General features: G+C 49.1%; 10 protein-coding genes. 8 read left to right on the plus strand and 2 right to left on the minus strand.

All coding sequences use genetic code 11. From position 1 onward, the window contains the following. Nucleotides 1–83: 83 nt before the first annotated feature. The 3 genes from R2K28_RS03915 (at nucleotide 84) to R2K28_RS03935 (ending at nucleotide 5,129) form a co-directional block, all read left to right on the plus strand. Nucleotides 84–1,496 carry a hypothetical protein gene (locus R2K28_RS03915; protein WP_316368092.1) on the plus strand — a complete coding sequence of 471 codons (1,413 nt, stop codon included), beginning with the start codon at nucleotides 84–86 and terminating at the stop codon, nucleotides 1,494–1,496. Between the two features lie 275 nt (nucleotides 1,497–1,771). Further along, the gene (locus R2K28_RS03920; protein WP_316368093.1) at nucleotides 1,772–2,881 is read left to right on the plus strand and encodes a zonular occludens toxin domain-containing protein; all 1,110 of its coding nucleotides are present in this window, start codon (nucleotides 1,772–1,774) and stop codon (nucleotides 2,879–2,881) included. 1,273 nt (nucleotides 2,882–4,154) lie between these two features. Next, entirely contained in the window at nucleotides 4,155–5,129 is a 975-nt protein-coding gene (locus tag R2K28_RS03935; RefSeq protein WP_316368094.1) for a toll/interleukin-1 receptor domain-containing protein, read from the plus strand. A gap of 113 nt (nucleotides 5,130–5,242) precedes the next feature. On the opposite strand, the gene R2K28_RS03940 is transcribed toward R2K28_RS03935, so the two are convergent. Then, nucleotides 5,243–6,058: an alpha/beta fold hydrolase gene (locus R2K28_RS03940; protein ID WP_316368095.1), complete on the minus strand. Its 816-nt coding sequence runs from the start codon at nucleotides 6,056–6,058 to the stop codon at nucleotides 5,243–5,245. 76 nt (nucleotides 6,059–6,134) lie between these two features. Next, nucleotides 6,135–6,908 (minus strand): hypothetical protein, encoded by a 774-nt coding sequence (locus R2K28_RS03945; protein ID WP_316368096.1) that lies wholly within the window; start codon nucleotides 6,906–6,908, stop codon nucleotides 6,135–6,137. Between the two features lie 776 nt (nucleotides 6,909–7,684). On the opposite strand from R2K28_RS03945, the gene R2K28_RS03950 reads away from it, so the two are divergent. The 5 genes from R2K28_RS03950 to R2K28_RS03970 all read left to right on the plus strand — a co-directional run bounded on the left by R2K28_RS03950 (nucleotide 7,685) and on the right by R2K28_RS03970 (nucleotide 15,200). Beyond that, entirely contained in the window at nucleotides 7,685–10,396 is a 2,712-nt protein-coding gene (locus R2K28_RS03950) for a patatin-like phospholipase family protein (RefSeq protein WP_316368098.1), read from the plus strand. 31 nt (nucleotides 10,397–10,427) lie between these two features. Then, nucleotides 10,428–13,427, plus strand: a complete 3,000-nt coding sequence (locus R2K28_RS03955; protein WP_316368099.1) for an nSTAND1 domain-containing NTPase — start codon at nucleotides 10,428–10,430, stop codon at nucleotides 13,425–13,427. Between the two features lie 463 nt (nucleotides 13,428–13,890). Further along, complete coding sequence (locus R2K28_RS03960) at nucleotides 13,891–14,259, plus strand: DsrE family protein (protein ID WP_116475990.1); 369 nt, start codon at nucleotides 13,891–13,893, stop codon at nucleotides 14,257–14,259. Nucleotides 14,260–14,310: 51 nt separating this feature from the next. Further along, nucleotides 14,311–14,934: a sigma-70 family RNA polymerase sigma factor gene (locus R2K28_RS03965; protein WP_316368100.1), complete on the plus strand. Its 624-nt coding sequence runs from the start codon at nucleotides 14,311–14,313 to the stop codon at nucleotides 14,932–14,934. Next, complete coding sequence (locus tag R2K28_RS03970) at nucleotides 14,931–15,200, plus strand: anti-sigma factor family protein (protein WP_316368101.1); 270 nt, start codon at nucleotides 14,931–14,933, stop codon at nucleotides 15,198–15,200. The genes R2K28_RS03965 and R2K28_RS03970 overlap by 4 nt, the downstream gene beginning before the upstream one ends. Nucleotides 15,201–15,218: the final 18 nt, after the last annotated feature.

The raw sequence follows: 15,218 nt of genomic DNA on the forward strand, positions 1-15,218 counted from the left end.
AAAAAACGGGGGCCGTTGGCCCCCATTAACTTATTTAGGGATATCAGAGAGATGTTAGATCTATATCACTGGACATTCCTCATGTGTGGAATAACGATTGGGTATCTTTTTGTGCACAGGCTATGAAAATATTATTTATAATATTAATGATAGTGCCCTCCTTGGTTTTTGCATGCGAGCCGTTCGCAGATTCAAACAATCCCGCGCAAGCACTCCCTGGTAGTTGGGCAGATGTCACAACAGGCGGATCCTACGCAACACCCGCAATTGATGGTGTTTGGGTAGATGTTCATGTCCACGAATATGCCGATGGTACAACCTGTCAAACTGCTGATGACGAATATCCGAGGCGATATTGTACAATTACGGGCGGTGGAGATGATCCAGAAACTCCAGATGTAATAGAGCCATACGAAATACGAGTAGTATTCAGCGAGACATATGTGATCGAGTGCCCACAGTACTACTCATACGATCGAAATAATGATATTTGTGTTTTGATTTATCCTGAGCAATGTATAGCAGATCAGGTATGTTCTGACGGTTCACCAATTGTACTAGACGGGTGGCCAGATAATTGTGACAGGCCAGAACTACAACAATGTGAGGATGGAAGCTGGATTGAGGTTACAGCTATATGCCCTGGATATACACAAACTGGCCCGGATTGTTCAGATTATCAAACCTGCCTTGATTTTGCTGTAGCAAATACTTCATGTTCTACAGGATATGAAATCGAGTATACATATGTAGATCCACTAAATTTTTCTACAAGTTGTGTTCAACAACCACCAACATCACCTGATTTGGTCGAAAATGGAGGAAATGAAAACGGTAACCCGTACGATGATCCAGGAATAACGCCGAATGAAGATGGAACCATACCAACAGTTGAACAAACAGATCCTATCGAACTGGCAGGTGCCATAGATACGGCGCTCCAGGATAATTTCTCACAGGTCGAGAGAGCTGTTCGTGATGGTACAAATCAAATAATCAACCAGGTAAACGAACAAACATCTGATTTGACTAACAATAATAATTCAAATGCAAACCAGATTACGCAACGATTAGATCAATTAATTCAAGAACAGCAACAAACAACAGGAGCGATTGAGGACCAAACGTTCCAACAATCGATGAATTCAGTTACAGGGCCATGTGATCCCACGCAACCGGACTACTTGGATTGTTTGTCATCAAATATTCAAGTATTACCAGAGCATGAATCAACACCTACATTTTCAGAGTCATTATCAGAGTTATATGAGCGGATTTATAATTCACAACTAATATCTGGATTAATGTCAATAACAAATATAGTTCAATTATCACCAAGCCAATGTGTAGATTTTGGATTTATATTTCCGCTGAATGGAGAGTATCTATCTACTGATATACATTGTCAGTTAGGTGAGATGATCAGGCCGATTTTTACAGTTATTATGCTTGTAGTATGGACTGTTGTAGGATTTAAGATATTCGTGAGTGCGTAATATGAATGAATGTAATTGGAACGATATTACATGTGGACTTACTTGGTTGCTAGAGGGCCTAGAGAATCTTGCAAGAATTGTATTTAATTTTATAACAACTGGTATAGCAGATTTAATAGACTATATACCATATCCAACATTTCTCGATTTCCAGACTGTATATACTATACCGGCAGAGGTCTCGTATTGGCTGGAAATGCTACAGTTCCAACACGGTTTTACAATATTTACTACAGCATACGTTTCACGATTTGTATTAAGAAGGATTTTGTAAAATGAGCATATCTGCGTATGTGGGGATGCCAGGTCATGGCAAATCATACGGTGTTGTGAAGCATGTAATAATACCGGCCTTAAAAAAAGCGAGAAAAGTATATACGAACATTCCGATGAATGAAGCGGAATGTAAAAGGCAATTTAGTATTTCACCTGTTTGTTTTGATATCGAAGACATTAAGCAGAATATTAATTGGTGGGCTGAAGTATTTGAGCCTGGCTCTATTATAGTTCTGGATGAGGTGCAAAAGCTTTGGCCGGCAGGACTGAAGGCAAATGTTATTCCTGAACAAGAACGAAACTTTCTATCAGAGCACAGGCATCAAGTGGGAAATGATGGTCATAGTACAGAAATCGTACTTATCACGCAGGATATAGGCCAAATGGCCACGTTTCCTCGCGCATTAATAGAAACAACCTACAGGGTCGTTAAACTTTCAAAGATTGGTGCAAATAAAAAATATAGGGTGGATGTGTTCTTTGGGCCAGTTAAGTATCCTTATCCAGCCAATAAAAGAGATAATGAGTTATATGGTTCGTTCAAAGAGGATGTGTATTCGTTGTATACGAGTCACACAAAGTCATTAACAGGCCAGGCAGGTGACGAAACAAGAACAGATAAACGGTTCAGTATTCTAAGTGGGTGGAGAATAAAGGCAATGATATTGTTCGTCATTCTTGCTATACCCATTGTGATATTTGCAATAGGGAAAGTTGCGAAACAATATAATATAAATGAAGGATCAGAAGCAAAAGTAGTGAACATTAACAAAAAAGATGAGAAGGTAACAAATGATGTGCCAAGACAATCTAATAAACAAATAAAAAATATTGAAACGCTTCTATCAAGTGCGAGTAGTATATATATATCATTTAATAACGGTATATACCCTAAAATTCAGTATTTGATAAAAATCGTATATGGAAGATCAGAAGTAACTATTAATCCACTCGAATTGTATGCGTTAGGTTATTCCGTTACACCGCTCGATCAGTGCCTAATAAAAATAACTGGAAATAATTACGATGGATATATTATGTGCCAACGAGATGATGAAGAAGAAGGAATGATAAGTGGTTTTGTTAAGGATTCAATCCCTGTGCTGTAGATTACAATCTTTTCGTTTAGACCATTCTTTCAAGTCGAATCTAATCACCACGATAGCAAAAAAAGTGATAATCCAAATAGTTATCGTATATATCCAAAAAAGCATTCTTTCACCTACCATATAACAAATAAGTACTGATTATCATTTACAATAAAAGATCACTATGGTTATTAGTATACATTTTCTTAATGGGTCGAGAGAGATCGTATTGACAAAAGGAAATACGATCTCTCTCCATCCATGTCTCGATGACGACGGAACGACGACAGAAGTGAGTAATAGTGAACAATCATGAATAGTAAATATTAATAAACTATTGTTTTGATTAACAATGAAGAATAGTGAGTAGTAAAAAATAGGACTCTTAATCCATTGGTCGTAGGTTCGAATCCTACATGGCCCACCAATCACATATATCGAAGCCCGAACCTAAGCGTTCGGGTTTTCTGTTTCTACAGGGGAGATTCGAACCTACGACTTCAAACAAGCCAGGTTCGACAGCCGAGCAAAGCGAGGCTGAACGTATGAGCTTAGCGAATACGACCCGAAGGGCGAGGCGCAGCCGAGTAATCCTACATGGCCCACCAATCACATATATCGAAGCCCGAACCTAAGCGTTCGGGTTTTCTGTTTCTACAGGGGAGATTCGAACCTACGACTTCAAACAAGCCAGGTTCGACAGCCGAGCAAAGCGAGGCTGAACGTATGAGCTTAGCGAATACGACCCGAAGGGCGAGGCGCAGCCGAGTAATCCTACATGGCCCACCAATCACATATATCGAAGCCCGAACCTAAGCGTTCGGGTTTTCTGTTTCTACAGGGGAGATTCGAACCTACGACTTCAAACAAGCCAGGTTCGACAGTCGAGCAAAGCAATCCTACATGGCCCACCAGTTTCTCAATGGGTTAACAGCAGAATCCAGGGGAGGCCTTGATAAGCGGTAACGGGTGAAGTTGCTTTTACCCTTGCGACTCGCTGGCTCAGGCGACGAGTTCCGTCATCAGGCGGGAAGTATCGAAAGGTGTGGCCGTTTCAAATAAAATACCGACTTCTTTCTTCTGCGTTAAAAAGCCTTCACATTGTTTGAATTGTTTTTGTATCCACCTCCGTGGCGCTCGTCCTTGGGGCTATAGACAAGCAGGTCATGGTGCAACTATTTCAGATAAGCGTGATGGTCGGTCTACTTCTTCCGGCTGTTCAGTTCTCCAGGTGTGCCTGCATTGATGCTCTATACTCGTATATCAGTATCGTAGCAGACGGTTGACGAACGTCATGTCAGAAAAAAGAATCTTTATCAGTTATCGTCGGGATGATGTTCCAGGCTATGTCGCGAGACTGGAGGATGATCTGGAAAAGGAATTTGGCGAACATACTGTGTTCCGGGATGTGGAAGATATCGCCGGTGGTACCGAATGGAAGGAAGCCATCGATTCCAATCTTAAGTCCTCCGCTGTTCTGGTTCTGGTGATCGGTCAACACTGGAGCCGCATCTGGAAAGAACGGCAGGATGATCCGGTTAATCACGTGGCGCTTGAATTGCAGCGTGCGCACGAGCTTGGCGTTACTATTATCCCGATAACCATGAACGGTGGAACCCTGGACCCCGGGCTAGACCTGGGAGACGTTGCCTGGCTGCGTGGCAAGCAAATGTACGATATTTCAGACCGCCAGGGACGCTGGCAACATGACCTGCGTGGACTGGTAGCATTACTAGAGCGCGAGCCTGGTCTGAATCGGCCGGGTCCACTGCCCCCCGAGCCCATAAAGTCGAAAGCCTGGCCCTGGTTCATCCTGGCCGGTCTGGTGATGGGAGTCATCGTCTTCGGCTTGATGCCCGGTAATAAAGCACCGCAGGTGGCGGGCGATGAGGATCGTCGCGCAGACGATTCCAAATCCGTAAATGAAATACAAGTGTCTGAGGATAAGGAGATTGAGGTTGGCACAGCCGCGCAGGCGGACAGGGAGTATTCGCCACCTCCGATCGCTGGCAAATGGGTTAGTGTAAATGATGGTACTCTGTATGTGGTTGAGTCGATAGACAGTCAGCGTTTCTATATCAGCAGTCCGGGCTACGGCAACGGAGAAGGCGAATTCATTCCAGGTATGCCGCGAAAATTCAGGATCACCATGGAAGGTGTCGGTTACGGTGAATATTCTCTCTCCAAGACCAACGACAAGGTGATGGGCTGGTTCGTGGAATCCGATTCGGGTGACAAAGTCTACGAGACATTGACCCGTCTGAAATAGTATTCATCCAAGCCTGACACTGCACCCAAGCTGGCGACCCTGGCATTTATGTTTCTTTGTTACCTAATTAACGCTCTCTTGCCCGGTTGTTTCGGTTTGGCTGATCGCTGTCTTTATTCCGAGCAGATACGCTCAAGGGTTGCAGCGATAAGTTGATAGGCATTCGGATCTTCGGCAAGGAAGTTGTGTCCACCGTCAAAAAAATGCAATTCCGCCCCGGGTATTTGCTGGTGCATTTTTTTGACTGCTTCAGGTTTGGCCTGTCCGTCGTATGTCCCACCGCATACAAGGGTGGGTATCCGAATGGCAGGTAAACGCTCATAGGTATCGTGATGACTGCGCGCTTCAATCTGGCGGGTGACCCCAATGATTCCGTCGGGCTCTTTCATGAAAGGGGTGGCGTCTGCCGCCTCTTCAGCCAACTTGAGTTTTGTCTCCTCGGGGTGGTCGGCCTGCCAGGCTTGGTTATAGCGTGTATCCCTTATCCCGAGCATCTTGCGTGATCGTTCATCGGGTGAAAACCGGGTGAGTTCATGCAACGGATAGGATGATCCCCCGGCGCCACCGCTGGTGGTACAACACAATACCAGACTGCGGATCCGCTGCGGACTTCGGAGGGCCAGTTCCTGAGCAACCATGCCACCGAAAGAGACACCTATGACATGCGCGCTTTGCCAGCCCACAGCGTCCATGACGGCTGCTGCATCCAGGGCATACTGCTCCATGCTATAGGGGATATCCGGTTTGTCGCTCTGTCCCGTTCCACGGTGATCGATGGCAAGGATATCGAATCTATCTGCCAGGCAGGTGTTGAATATGTTTGCTTTGCAGCGCAGGTCGCTGCCGGTACCCGGCAGAAAAAGTACCGGGCAGCCCCTACCCTGTTGTTGGTAGTAGAGTTGGAACTGGGATGATCTTGCATAGGGCATGGTCAGTAGCGATGAAGATTACAAATTATTGAATTGATATATCCCGAGAACCTCTTTTGACGCCACTGAGTGTATATCAGCCGGGATCAGCTATGCAGTCGAATCTATCCAGCTGGGCAAACACCAGAATCCGGTTACAGGCATCCTGGATCATCTCCGACCTGTTCTGCCAATCCTCCTCTTCAGGTAATACAGACCCATCCTCAAACCTGTTCAGATCTTCTCGAGCGTCTTCCAGATAGGCCTTGCCATACAACCGGAGATGGATCGATTTGCTTATTCCCTTCATGGCGCCTTCTACACCGGATTGCAATACTGAGGGTGCTGCGCCGGATGCGATGCCACCGAGCAGGCTCCTGACATCTTTTCTGGCTCGCCTTAGGCTTGGACGTTCCGCGTAAAGCGCCACTTCAAGCAGGTTCGAAATGCGTTTTAAGCGTATGGGGCTGCCTTGATAGGGTAGGGTGGAGTCGTCAGGTTTGACCTCGCTGCTGGCGACGCGCAGGGATCTTTCGGCCTCCCTGATATGGGTAAGAAGGGTGATGGCATCACCTATGCTCTCTTCGTACTGGCCCACGGCGAGGTTGTAGGCGCCATAGCTTGCGAGCAGGGAGAGCAGTACATGACCACGGTAGAGCCTGGTTTCATACTCGGGGGCTTTTGCGAGTGCACAATCGAGGAAAGAGTCGATCTTCGCATGGCCGCTGAGCAGCGCCTTGATATAGCCGGTTGATACCTCGCCTTCATTATCGGTCACCGTGTGTTGATTACCATCCTTGTCGGTAAACTGTTGTTCTGCACAGCGCTTGTCGAATATGAGTTCGCTTTTGAGAAACCCTGGCAGCGTCATCGAGCTGCAGCCACTAATGATGATAGCTAATAGGCAAACGGCAGTAAGCGATTGCGCTCTAGAAGACATGATCTATCCCCCTTGTTTTTATTAAATTCCATCAAACGACAGCAGAAATGGTTGATTGCGGATGTTGATCAGATGGTGTCCGTTGAGAAAGAATACGATTTCATCTGACTTGGGTATTGCTTTGAATATTTAACGACCCACTATCAGAATAGCAGGATATCCTGCATATGGAAGTGATAGGAAGAGCTCGGTTTATCAGGCTGTATGCAATTTGGATGGAGTTGCAAAAAGGTGCAAATGACCTTTCCAGGCATCGGTTTTACAGTGCAAAATCAGTGATATTCAAGATAGATGGGTAGCTTACCCCAGAGACGGATTTGTTTGATCATGTTATGAGCCTGGAACTGGCAACGATCAGATGCCTTCCGGTTTTCAGAATTGTGTCTATTCTATTAATACTGATATTTGCGCACACCGGAGATGTCAGAACAGATCACCAATTTCCTTGCCAACTGATAACGCTGCCAACTTGTGGTCTAGGTTATTGCTGCTTCTGCAAGGGCGTTTTGTCAACAGTGGCTGGGAATATATCCGGGATTGCATTCAATTGCACAGATTTGTCATGTTTCTTAGCTGAGCCTTCTGTCTGTTTTAAGGTTGAAGACAAGGATCGGGAAAAAATTCAGGCTGCATAAATACCCGATATGTTGAGAAGAAATACAATAATCTAAATTGTGAAACATGGTAGTCATCATCAGGAGAGGATAATGGAAGAACGGCAAGAGAAGTGCGAGGATGAAAAAGAATCACGAATAAAAGATGTAACTACCATTCTTAAAGGTGAAGACAGACCTTACGCTTTTAGTTTTGATCTTGCCGGTAAACTTATCAAGGATAGCGAATTTGGTCTTGCGAGACGTTTGCTTGACCGTATGGTGGAGAACGGACTTGGCGATCACAAGCAGAAGCAGCAGGTGGCAAGGAAAAGGGCGCTGGCAACCTATAAGGATCTTCACCTCAATCGGGAAACGGCGCTTAACGAGGCAATTGATATATTGAAGGGAGCATTCGATCTATCAGAAACTCAAGATACCGAGGTGCTTGGGCTGGCCGGGGCTATCTACAAACGCATGTGGGAAGTGGAAGGTGCCAGGAAGCATCTCTCCATGTCTGCTAACTATTATCGAGCGGGTTACGTGGCCTGGCAGGCAGCCCTAAAGAAGGAAAAAAGTGGAGATGAACTCACTGAGGCCGAGGCAGAGAATGCAAACAACGGTTACTATCCGGCAATCAACGCTGCCTTTGCACTGGGACTGCTTGCCACCCTCGAGCAGGAGCAGGCCAACGAGATTGGGATTACCTCGCCCATTGCAACAGTTAACAGAGAGTTGGCGGACAAGATCAGGCACGACATCATCGATGCTCTGTCAGCTAAATTCAAGACAAAAGAGCAGTTTGGAAAGTATGATTACTGGCCGTTGGTGACATTGGCGGAGGCATCGCTGGGACTCGAGGAGTACGCTGAGACTAAAAATTGGCTGGCCAAGGCGCGAAAAGTGCCTGAGATCTCTGAGTGGGAATATTTTACAACCGCCAAACAGCTGGTGCATCTGGTTCAGATAAAGACTGGCGCCAGTCCTCACGGTCCGGAATTGGAGCGGACAGACGGCTGGAAGGCCTTGATCGACTTCCTTGGGAACAATGCTACAGGTCTTCGCTCCATCTTTCAGGGTAAGATAGGTCTCGCGCTATCGGGTGGCGGTTTCCGGGCTTCACTGTACCACATCGGTGTGTTGGCGAAGTTGGCGGAGCTCGATCTGCTGCGTCATGTCGAGGTCATCTCCTGCGTGTCGGGGGGATCGATTATCGGGGCGCACTACTATCTGGAGTTGAGACGCCTTTTCGATAGAAATGAGGGAAATACTCCCCATGATCGGGTGTCGCGGGATGACTACATCATACTGGTAAAGAAGATTGCCGCTGACTTTCTGGCTGGAGTACAAAAAAATCCACGTATACGTATCCTGGCAAATCCCTTTCCCAACTTTAAAATGATTTGGTCTCCCACCTACTCGCGTACAACCAGGTTGGGGGAGTTATATGAAAAGTATTTCTATGCCAAGGAGGAGGAAATAGAGGACAAGCGAGACCTCCATATCAATGACTATCGTGTTGATCCCCCTGAAAACAGTCCGGGTACATTTGTACCCAAAAAACATAACTGGAAGCGTGACAGCAAAATTCCCGAACTGATTCTTAACGCAACAACCTTGAACTCGGGACATAACTGGCAGTTTACTGTCACCTGGATGGGGGAGTCGCCAGTTCAGGTAAGTCAGGAAGTTGACAAGAATACCCGTTACCGTCGCCTACATTACAGTAGTGATGCACCACCGGAATACCGACAGGTCAGATTGGGCGATGCAGTGGGCGCTTCTTCCTGTGTGCCGGGTTTGTTTGAACCGATCACCATGGACGGACTCTACCCGGATACAGTGATTCGTTTGGTGGATGGCGGCGTCTATGACAATCAGGGCATAGCCGGGCTTCTCGAACAGGACTGCAATGTACTCATCGTCAGTGACGCGAGTGGGCAGCTGAATACCGAAGAGGATCCAAGTGGCGGCATACTGGGGCCCCTGTTGCGCACCAACAGTACCCTTATGCACAGGGTTCGAAATGCGCAATACGATGATATAAAGGCAAGAAAACGCTCTTCATTGCTTCGCAGTTTCGCCTACTTCCATCTCAAGCAGGGACTGGATGGCGTTAACATGGATTGGGAGACTTGCGAAAAGCTGGCGGATAAACCACTGCAGAGAGAAACGCCGGTGACTGAACATGGAATACGCAAGGATATACAGAACCTGCTGGCTGGTATGCGTACCGATCTTGACTCTTTTTCGGATATCGAGGCCTATGCATTGATGACCAGCGGTTACAGGGCAATGGGACATGAGGCGCATTGTCTAACAGGGATTTCTCAGGATAACAGCCCGCCAAGTGACTGGGACTTCCTCAAAGTAGAGCAGGGTATGATTCAGAACAAGCATCCGATGTATGAGAAGCTGATGAAGCACTTGAAGGTATCATCCAAATTGTTTCTCAAGGTCTGGCAGTTGCATCCGGTATTAAATGTCATCTCATGGGTTGCAATCATTGGTCTTGTTTTGGGCGTGCTTTACTGGCTGCTCACCTGTCTTGAGTGTAAACCGCTTGAAAGCCTGTTTGGTTCGGTGTCTGAGAGCTTGACCCGTTCCAAGATCCTTATGCTGGTCGGTGGAATGGTTGTGGCATATCTGGCGACTGCCCTGTTGGGGGCGCGCAAGGGAAAACGGGTGATCGCATTATTCAACTACAAAGACACCCTGCGTCGCTTGGGTATAACGCTTATTGCCAGCCCGGTTCTTGCGATATTCGCGTTGATTCATCTACACATATTTGATCGGATGTTTTTGAAGCTTGGTAAAATAGAGTGACTGGGCTTGAAGAAGACGATACACATAAAAAATGGTTGATATAAATGTAAAGCAAATCTTCCTAAGCTACAGCAGCCCCGATCAGGATCAGGTCGAGCAGATCGCAAGGCGGCTCGACAGGGAGGGCTACAAGGTCTGGTATGACAATGCCAGCCTGGTGCCTGGGGAGAGTTGGTCCGATGCCCTGGATAAAGGATTGCGTGGCAGTTCCCACTGCCTGGTTTTCGTCGGTTCTGATAGATTAAATCCCTGGCAACATGAAGAGGTTCGTACAGCCATAAACCGGGCTGTCAGAGAGAGAAGTGAGTTTCGGCTTATACCCGTGCTTTTGCCTGGGGTGAAAACCCAGCCGGGTGAAAGTGAGTTACCCGAAGGGATAATGAATCGTCACTGGGTTCAATTCAAAACATCGGTGGATGAAGAGGATGCCTGGCGCCGTTTGATCAGTGGTCTGCAGGGTAGGGAACCCGGTTTGCCTCTCGAGGGTGAGACTGGTCCCTGTCCCTATAGGGGTATCGGTGTCTTCAATGTGGATGATGCCGATAATTTCTACGGGCGGAGATCGATCACCGACTCAATACTCGCTCGCCTGCGGGAGCGGGTCACTCAACCGGGTCATCCCCGCTTTTTTGCCATCATCGGTCCCTCGGGTACCGGCAAATCCTCTTTGGCAAGAGCCGGTGTTATGGCCGGCATCGTCAAAAAAGGGATGTTGGATGATTGCGGCCGATGGGTTCATCCTCCATTGATATTCAAGCCCGGTACTCGTCCCCTCCATGCCCTTGCGCTGGAATTGATCAAGCATGATGCCACCAGACAGCGCTTCTCACCATGGAGTGTGGCAGAAATTGAGTCCAAATTGCGGGAACCGGTGGATGGCGAGCACAGATTTCTCAGTGACGAAGTCGCTGCGGCCCTGCAGGGAGATGCCTACCTGCCGGTGCTTGTCGATCAGTTCGAGGAGCTGCTGAAGCCGCTGACAATGTCGGCAAGCGGTGATGAGGAGGCCCAGCGTAACCTTGAAAAGTACCATCAAAATCAGTTGCTGCCCTTTGTCGGCAATCTCTTCTTCGCTGCAAGGCAAACCCCCGGCCGCCTGCTCTTCATCGTCACCATGCGTGACGATTTTTACGGCCAGTGCGCCTTCGACCAAAGGCTGGCGGCACTGGTCAGTGAGAATCACAAACTCCTTACCCCCATGACCCCCGACGAGTTGCGTGAATCCGTAGAGCAGCCAGCCAGGTTAAACGGTAAGGCGGTAGAGCCTGCGCTTCTGGCCCTGATACAAAGCGACATGCACAACCGGCCGGGTGCCATGCCGCTGCTGCAGGATGCCCTGGAACAGCTGTGGGACAGATGCGGAAAGACACTCACAAGCCGTGTCTATACCGAAGAGGTGGGTGGCATCAAAGGTTCGCTGAAGAGCAAGGCGGATCACACCTATGGCGGCTTGACAGACCAATCCAGGCTCGCTACCGAATTACGGCAACGAAGAGAGTCGCTTATCCGACAACTGTTTCTCGATCTGGTCGACCAGGGCAGCGGTGTCCCGACCAGCCGCCGTCGGGATCGCAGTGAACTACCGGACGATACCGAAATGGACGAAATCCTGGACGCCTTCGTCAACGCCCGTCTGTTGCTCAAATCCCACGACAAAGCGAGTGACAAAACCTACTTCGAACTGACCCACGAAGCCCTGATCGAAAACTGGCCCAAACTCAAGGATTGGTTGAAAGATAAACAGGAGGACGATCAAATCCGCCAGCGCCTGGAGCAGGAGGCGGCCCGATATGCCAACGAACAGGAGCAGTACCAGGATAAGCCCGAGAAATGGCGGCAGATAGAGCCGGAGTTTTTAATGAAAAACAAGCGCTGGGTCGAAATGGCGCATTGGCTTGAGGGTAATCCGGTCTCGCCAAGTCAGTTGGCGGTGAGGTTCATCGATCGCTGTCGGACCTATTCACAAGAGCAGAAAGCGCGGAGCTGGAAGCGGGGCGGTTTGGCCCTTCTGGGTTTGATGATAGTTGTCCTGTTGGTGTCGTTCAGCTATGTAAAGCTGACCCATAACGAGTTGCAAATATCTGTTGTCGATACGGAGGGAAAGGCCATTGACGATTATCGACTGTTTGTCAGTAAGGAGCGTTCGACGTTGGCTGACGGTTCAGTTCGGTGGTTCCGATCAATTTTCGTGGAACCCAATCAGAATTACTGGTTACGCATTGAGAGGGATGGCTATTTTCAGTCGGAGCGCGAAACCCTAACCGGCCATGCCGGGAGTACAAAAGAGCTGGAATTGACGCTCTATCCACAGGTAGCGCCAGAAATGGTCGAGATTGAGGAGGGTGAATTTGACATGGGTTCTGATCCCGAAAATGATAGCGATGCTGGCAGTGATGAGCAGCCCCAACATCACGTTGAGATCAAGCCTTTTTACCTGGGAAAATACGAAGTGACTTTTGCGGACTATACAGTCTTTGCCAATGCCACCGGTCGTGAGCTTCCCGATGATGAAGGTTGGGGTCGTGATCGGCGGTCGGTGATCAATGTAACCTGGGCGGATGCGGTGGCCTATGCCGAGTGGCTCTCGCAACAGACCGGCAAGCGCTACCGGCTGCCCACCGAGGCGGAGTGGGAATACGCGGCCAGGGCAGGCAGCACCACGAATTACAGTTGGGGTGATGATATCCGTCAGGATAATAAGGTCTGGGCCAACTGCGATGGCTGCGGCAGCCAATGGGATGGCAAACAGACAGCGCCAGTGGGTTCCTTCGAACCGAATGCCTTTAGCCTTTACGATATGGCGGGCAATGTCTGGGAGTGGACCCAGGATTGTTGGCATGATGATTACCAGAATGCGCCGTCCGATGGCTCGGCCTGGCTTGAGAGTGAGCAGGTAATTTGTGGCCGGCGTGTGGTCCGTGGCGGTTCCTGGAACGGCGTTCCGAGGAGCCTGCGGTCCGCCTACCGCGTCAGGTTCAACCCAGTCGTACGGTTCGACTTCCTGGGATTTCGTCTCGCCCAGGACCCATAACCCTTTATACTCTTTTCTTTTACCCTTTGGGGGGTTCAGGGGGCGAAGCCCCCTGGTCGCAAAATCAGGCCGTCCAATCTGCTTCCAAAAGGGCATGTCAAACACGCCACACAGCAATCGTTATCAGGTATTTCCCCGATGAATCCACCGTCATCCCGATCCATCTTGCCAGCCCGGATGTGGGGCCTGGGGGGTTGGGAACCTAAAGGTGAATAAGCATCAATGGACTAATTTTGTTGGTCACTGCAATGTACTTGAGAGACTCTCCACACAAACCGTCATTAACGATAACTGTTTGTTTGTAAAAAGGTCTCAAACCGATTTAATTTTATTTCATTTTCTCGGGACCTATTTCCACTCTCCCCGCGTCTTGACCTGTAACACCGGCAGGAAAGCAAACAAACCAACATGGAAAGGGTGTGACTATCCACCAACCGTTAAGACCAAAGAAGAGGACATTAAAATGACCGAACAAAAACAACTCGTGGTAATAGTAACCCGTGGATGTGACGATGAACGCGCATCCGTGGCCTGGAGTGTGGCGAACGGTGGTATCGCCTCCGGCTATAAGGTGACCATGTTTCTGGTCAGCGCCGGGGCGGACTGGGCGCGCAAGGGGGCAGCGGAGCATGCCCGTCCCAATCCCCTCGATCCGCCGGTGACGGAGATGATGCAGAATGTGCTTGATCATGATGGGGCCATTATGGTCTGCCCACCCTGCGCGAAGGTGCGTGGCTATGAGCCCGAGAATCTGATCCCCGGTGCGGAATTGGCGGGCTCCACCGCGATGCTGGGTGTGGTCAGTGAAGGGGCTTCCACCCTGACCTTTTAGGCTATGCTTTGTTCCAGTGCCAGGGTAGCTGGCACTGGAACCCATAGACAGATGAGCGACAACGAAAAAAACCAAACCAAGGCCTGGTTCAGCCAGGCTGTCGACGACTGCATGTCCTCGCTCTACGCCATGGCGCTGCGATTGACCAACAACCGCGCCGATGCGGAGGACCTGGTCGCCGAGGCGGTGACCAAGGCCTGGAAGTCGCTACACCTGCTGCAGCAGCGTGACCGCTTCCGTCCCTGGATCTACGCCATACAGCGCAACCTCTACATCAGCCAATATCGAAAAAAGAAAGCAGGTCCCGATACAGCGAGTTATGACGCTCTCTCCGAAGGCTGCGGCGACGGGGAGATTGCCTCCCTGTTGATGGAGCAGCCGGATGAATTTCTCACCTGGTGGGCCAATCCCGAGCAGGCGTTCATCAACGACCTGCTGGGCGAGGAGATCATCAAGGCCCTGGAAGCACTGCCGGAGACGTTCCGTGAAACAGTGATCCTGGTGAACCTGGAGGGGCTCGCCTACGATGAGGCGGCGGAGGTTCTGGGGGTCTCCCCGGGCACCATCCGCTCACGGATGAACCGGGGCCGCACCCTGTTACAAAAACAACTATGGCTGCATGCGATCGACGCGGGATTGGTCAGCCAAGATTCACTCATGGAGTCCACGAGATGACAAAACATGACCATACCGACCACGAATCCGGGATCATCGACAGCGATTGCCTCGAGGCCTTTGATCACGTCTACGCCTATATCAACGGTGAATTGCATGACGAGGAAACCCGGGCGAAGATCGAGCACCACCTGAGTCACTGCAAGAGCTGTTATTCCAGGGCGGAGATGGAGCGCAAGATCAATGAACGCCTGAGGGCGAAGCAAGAGCCGTCACCGCCAGAACAGATGAAAAAGCGATTGAAGGATCTGATTGACGGATTTTAAAAAGATCATTGTATTTTA

Source organism: Candidatus Thiodiazotropha sp. CDECU1, assembly GCF_963455295.1.
Lineage (GTDB): Bacteria > Pseudomonadota > Gammaproteobacteria > Chromatiales > Chromatiaceae > Thiodiazotropha.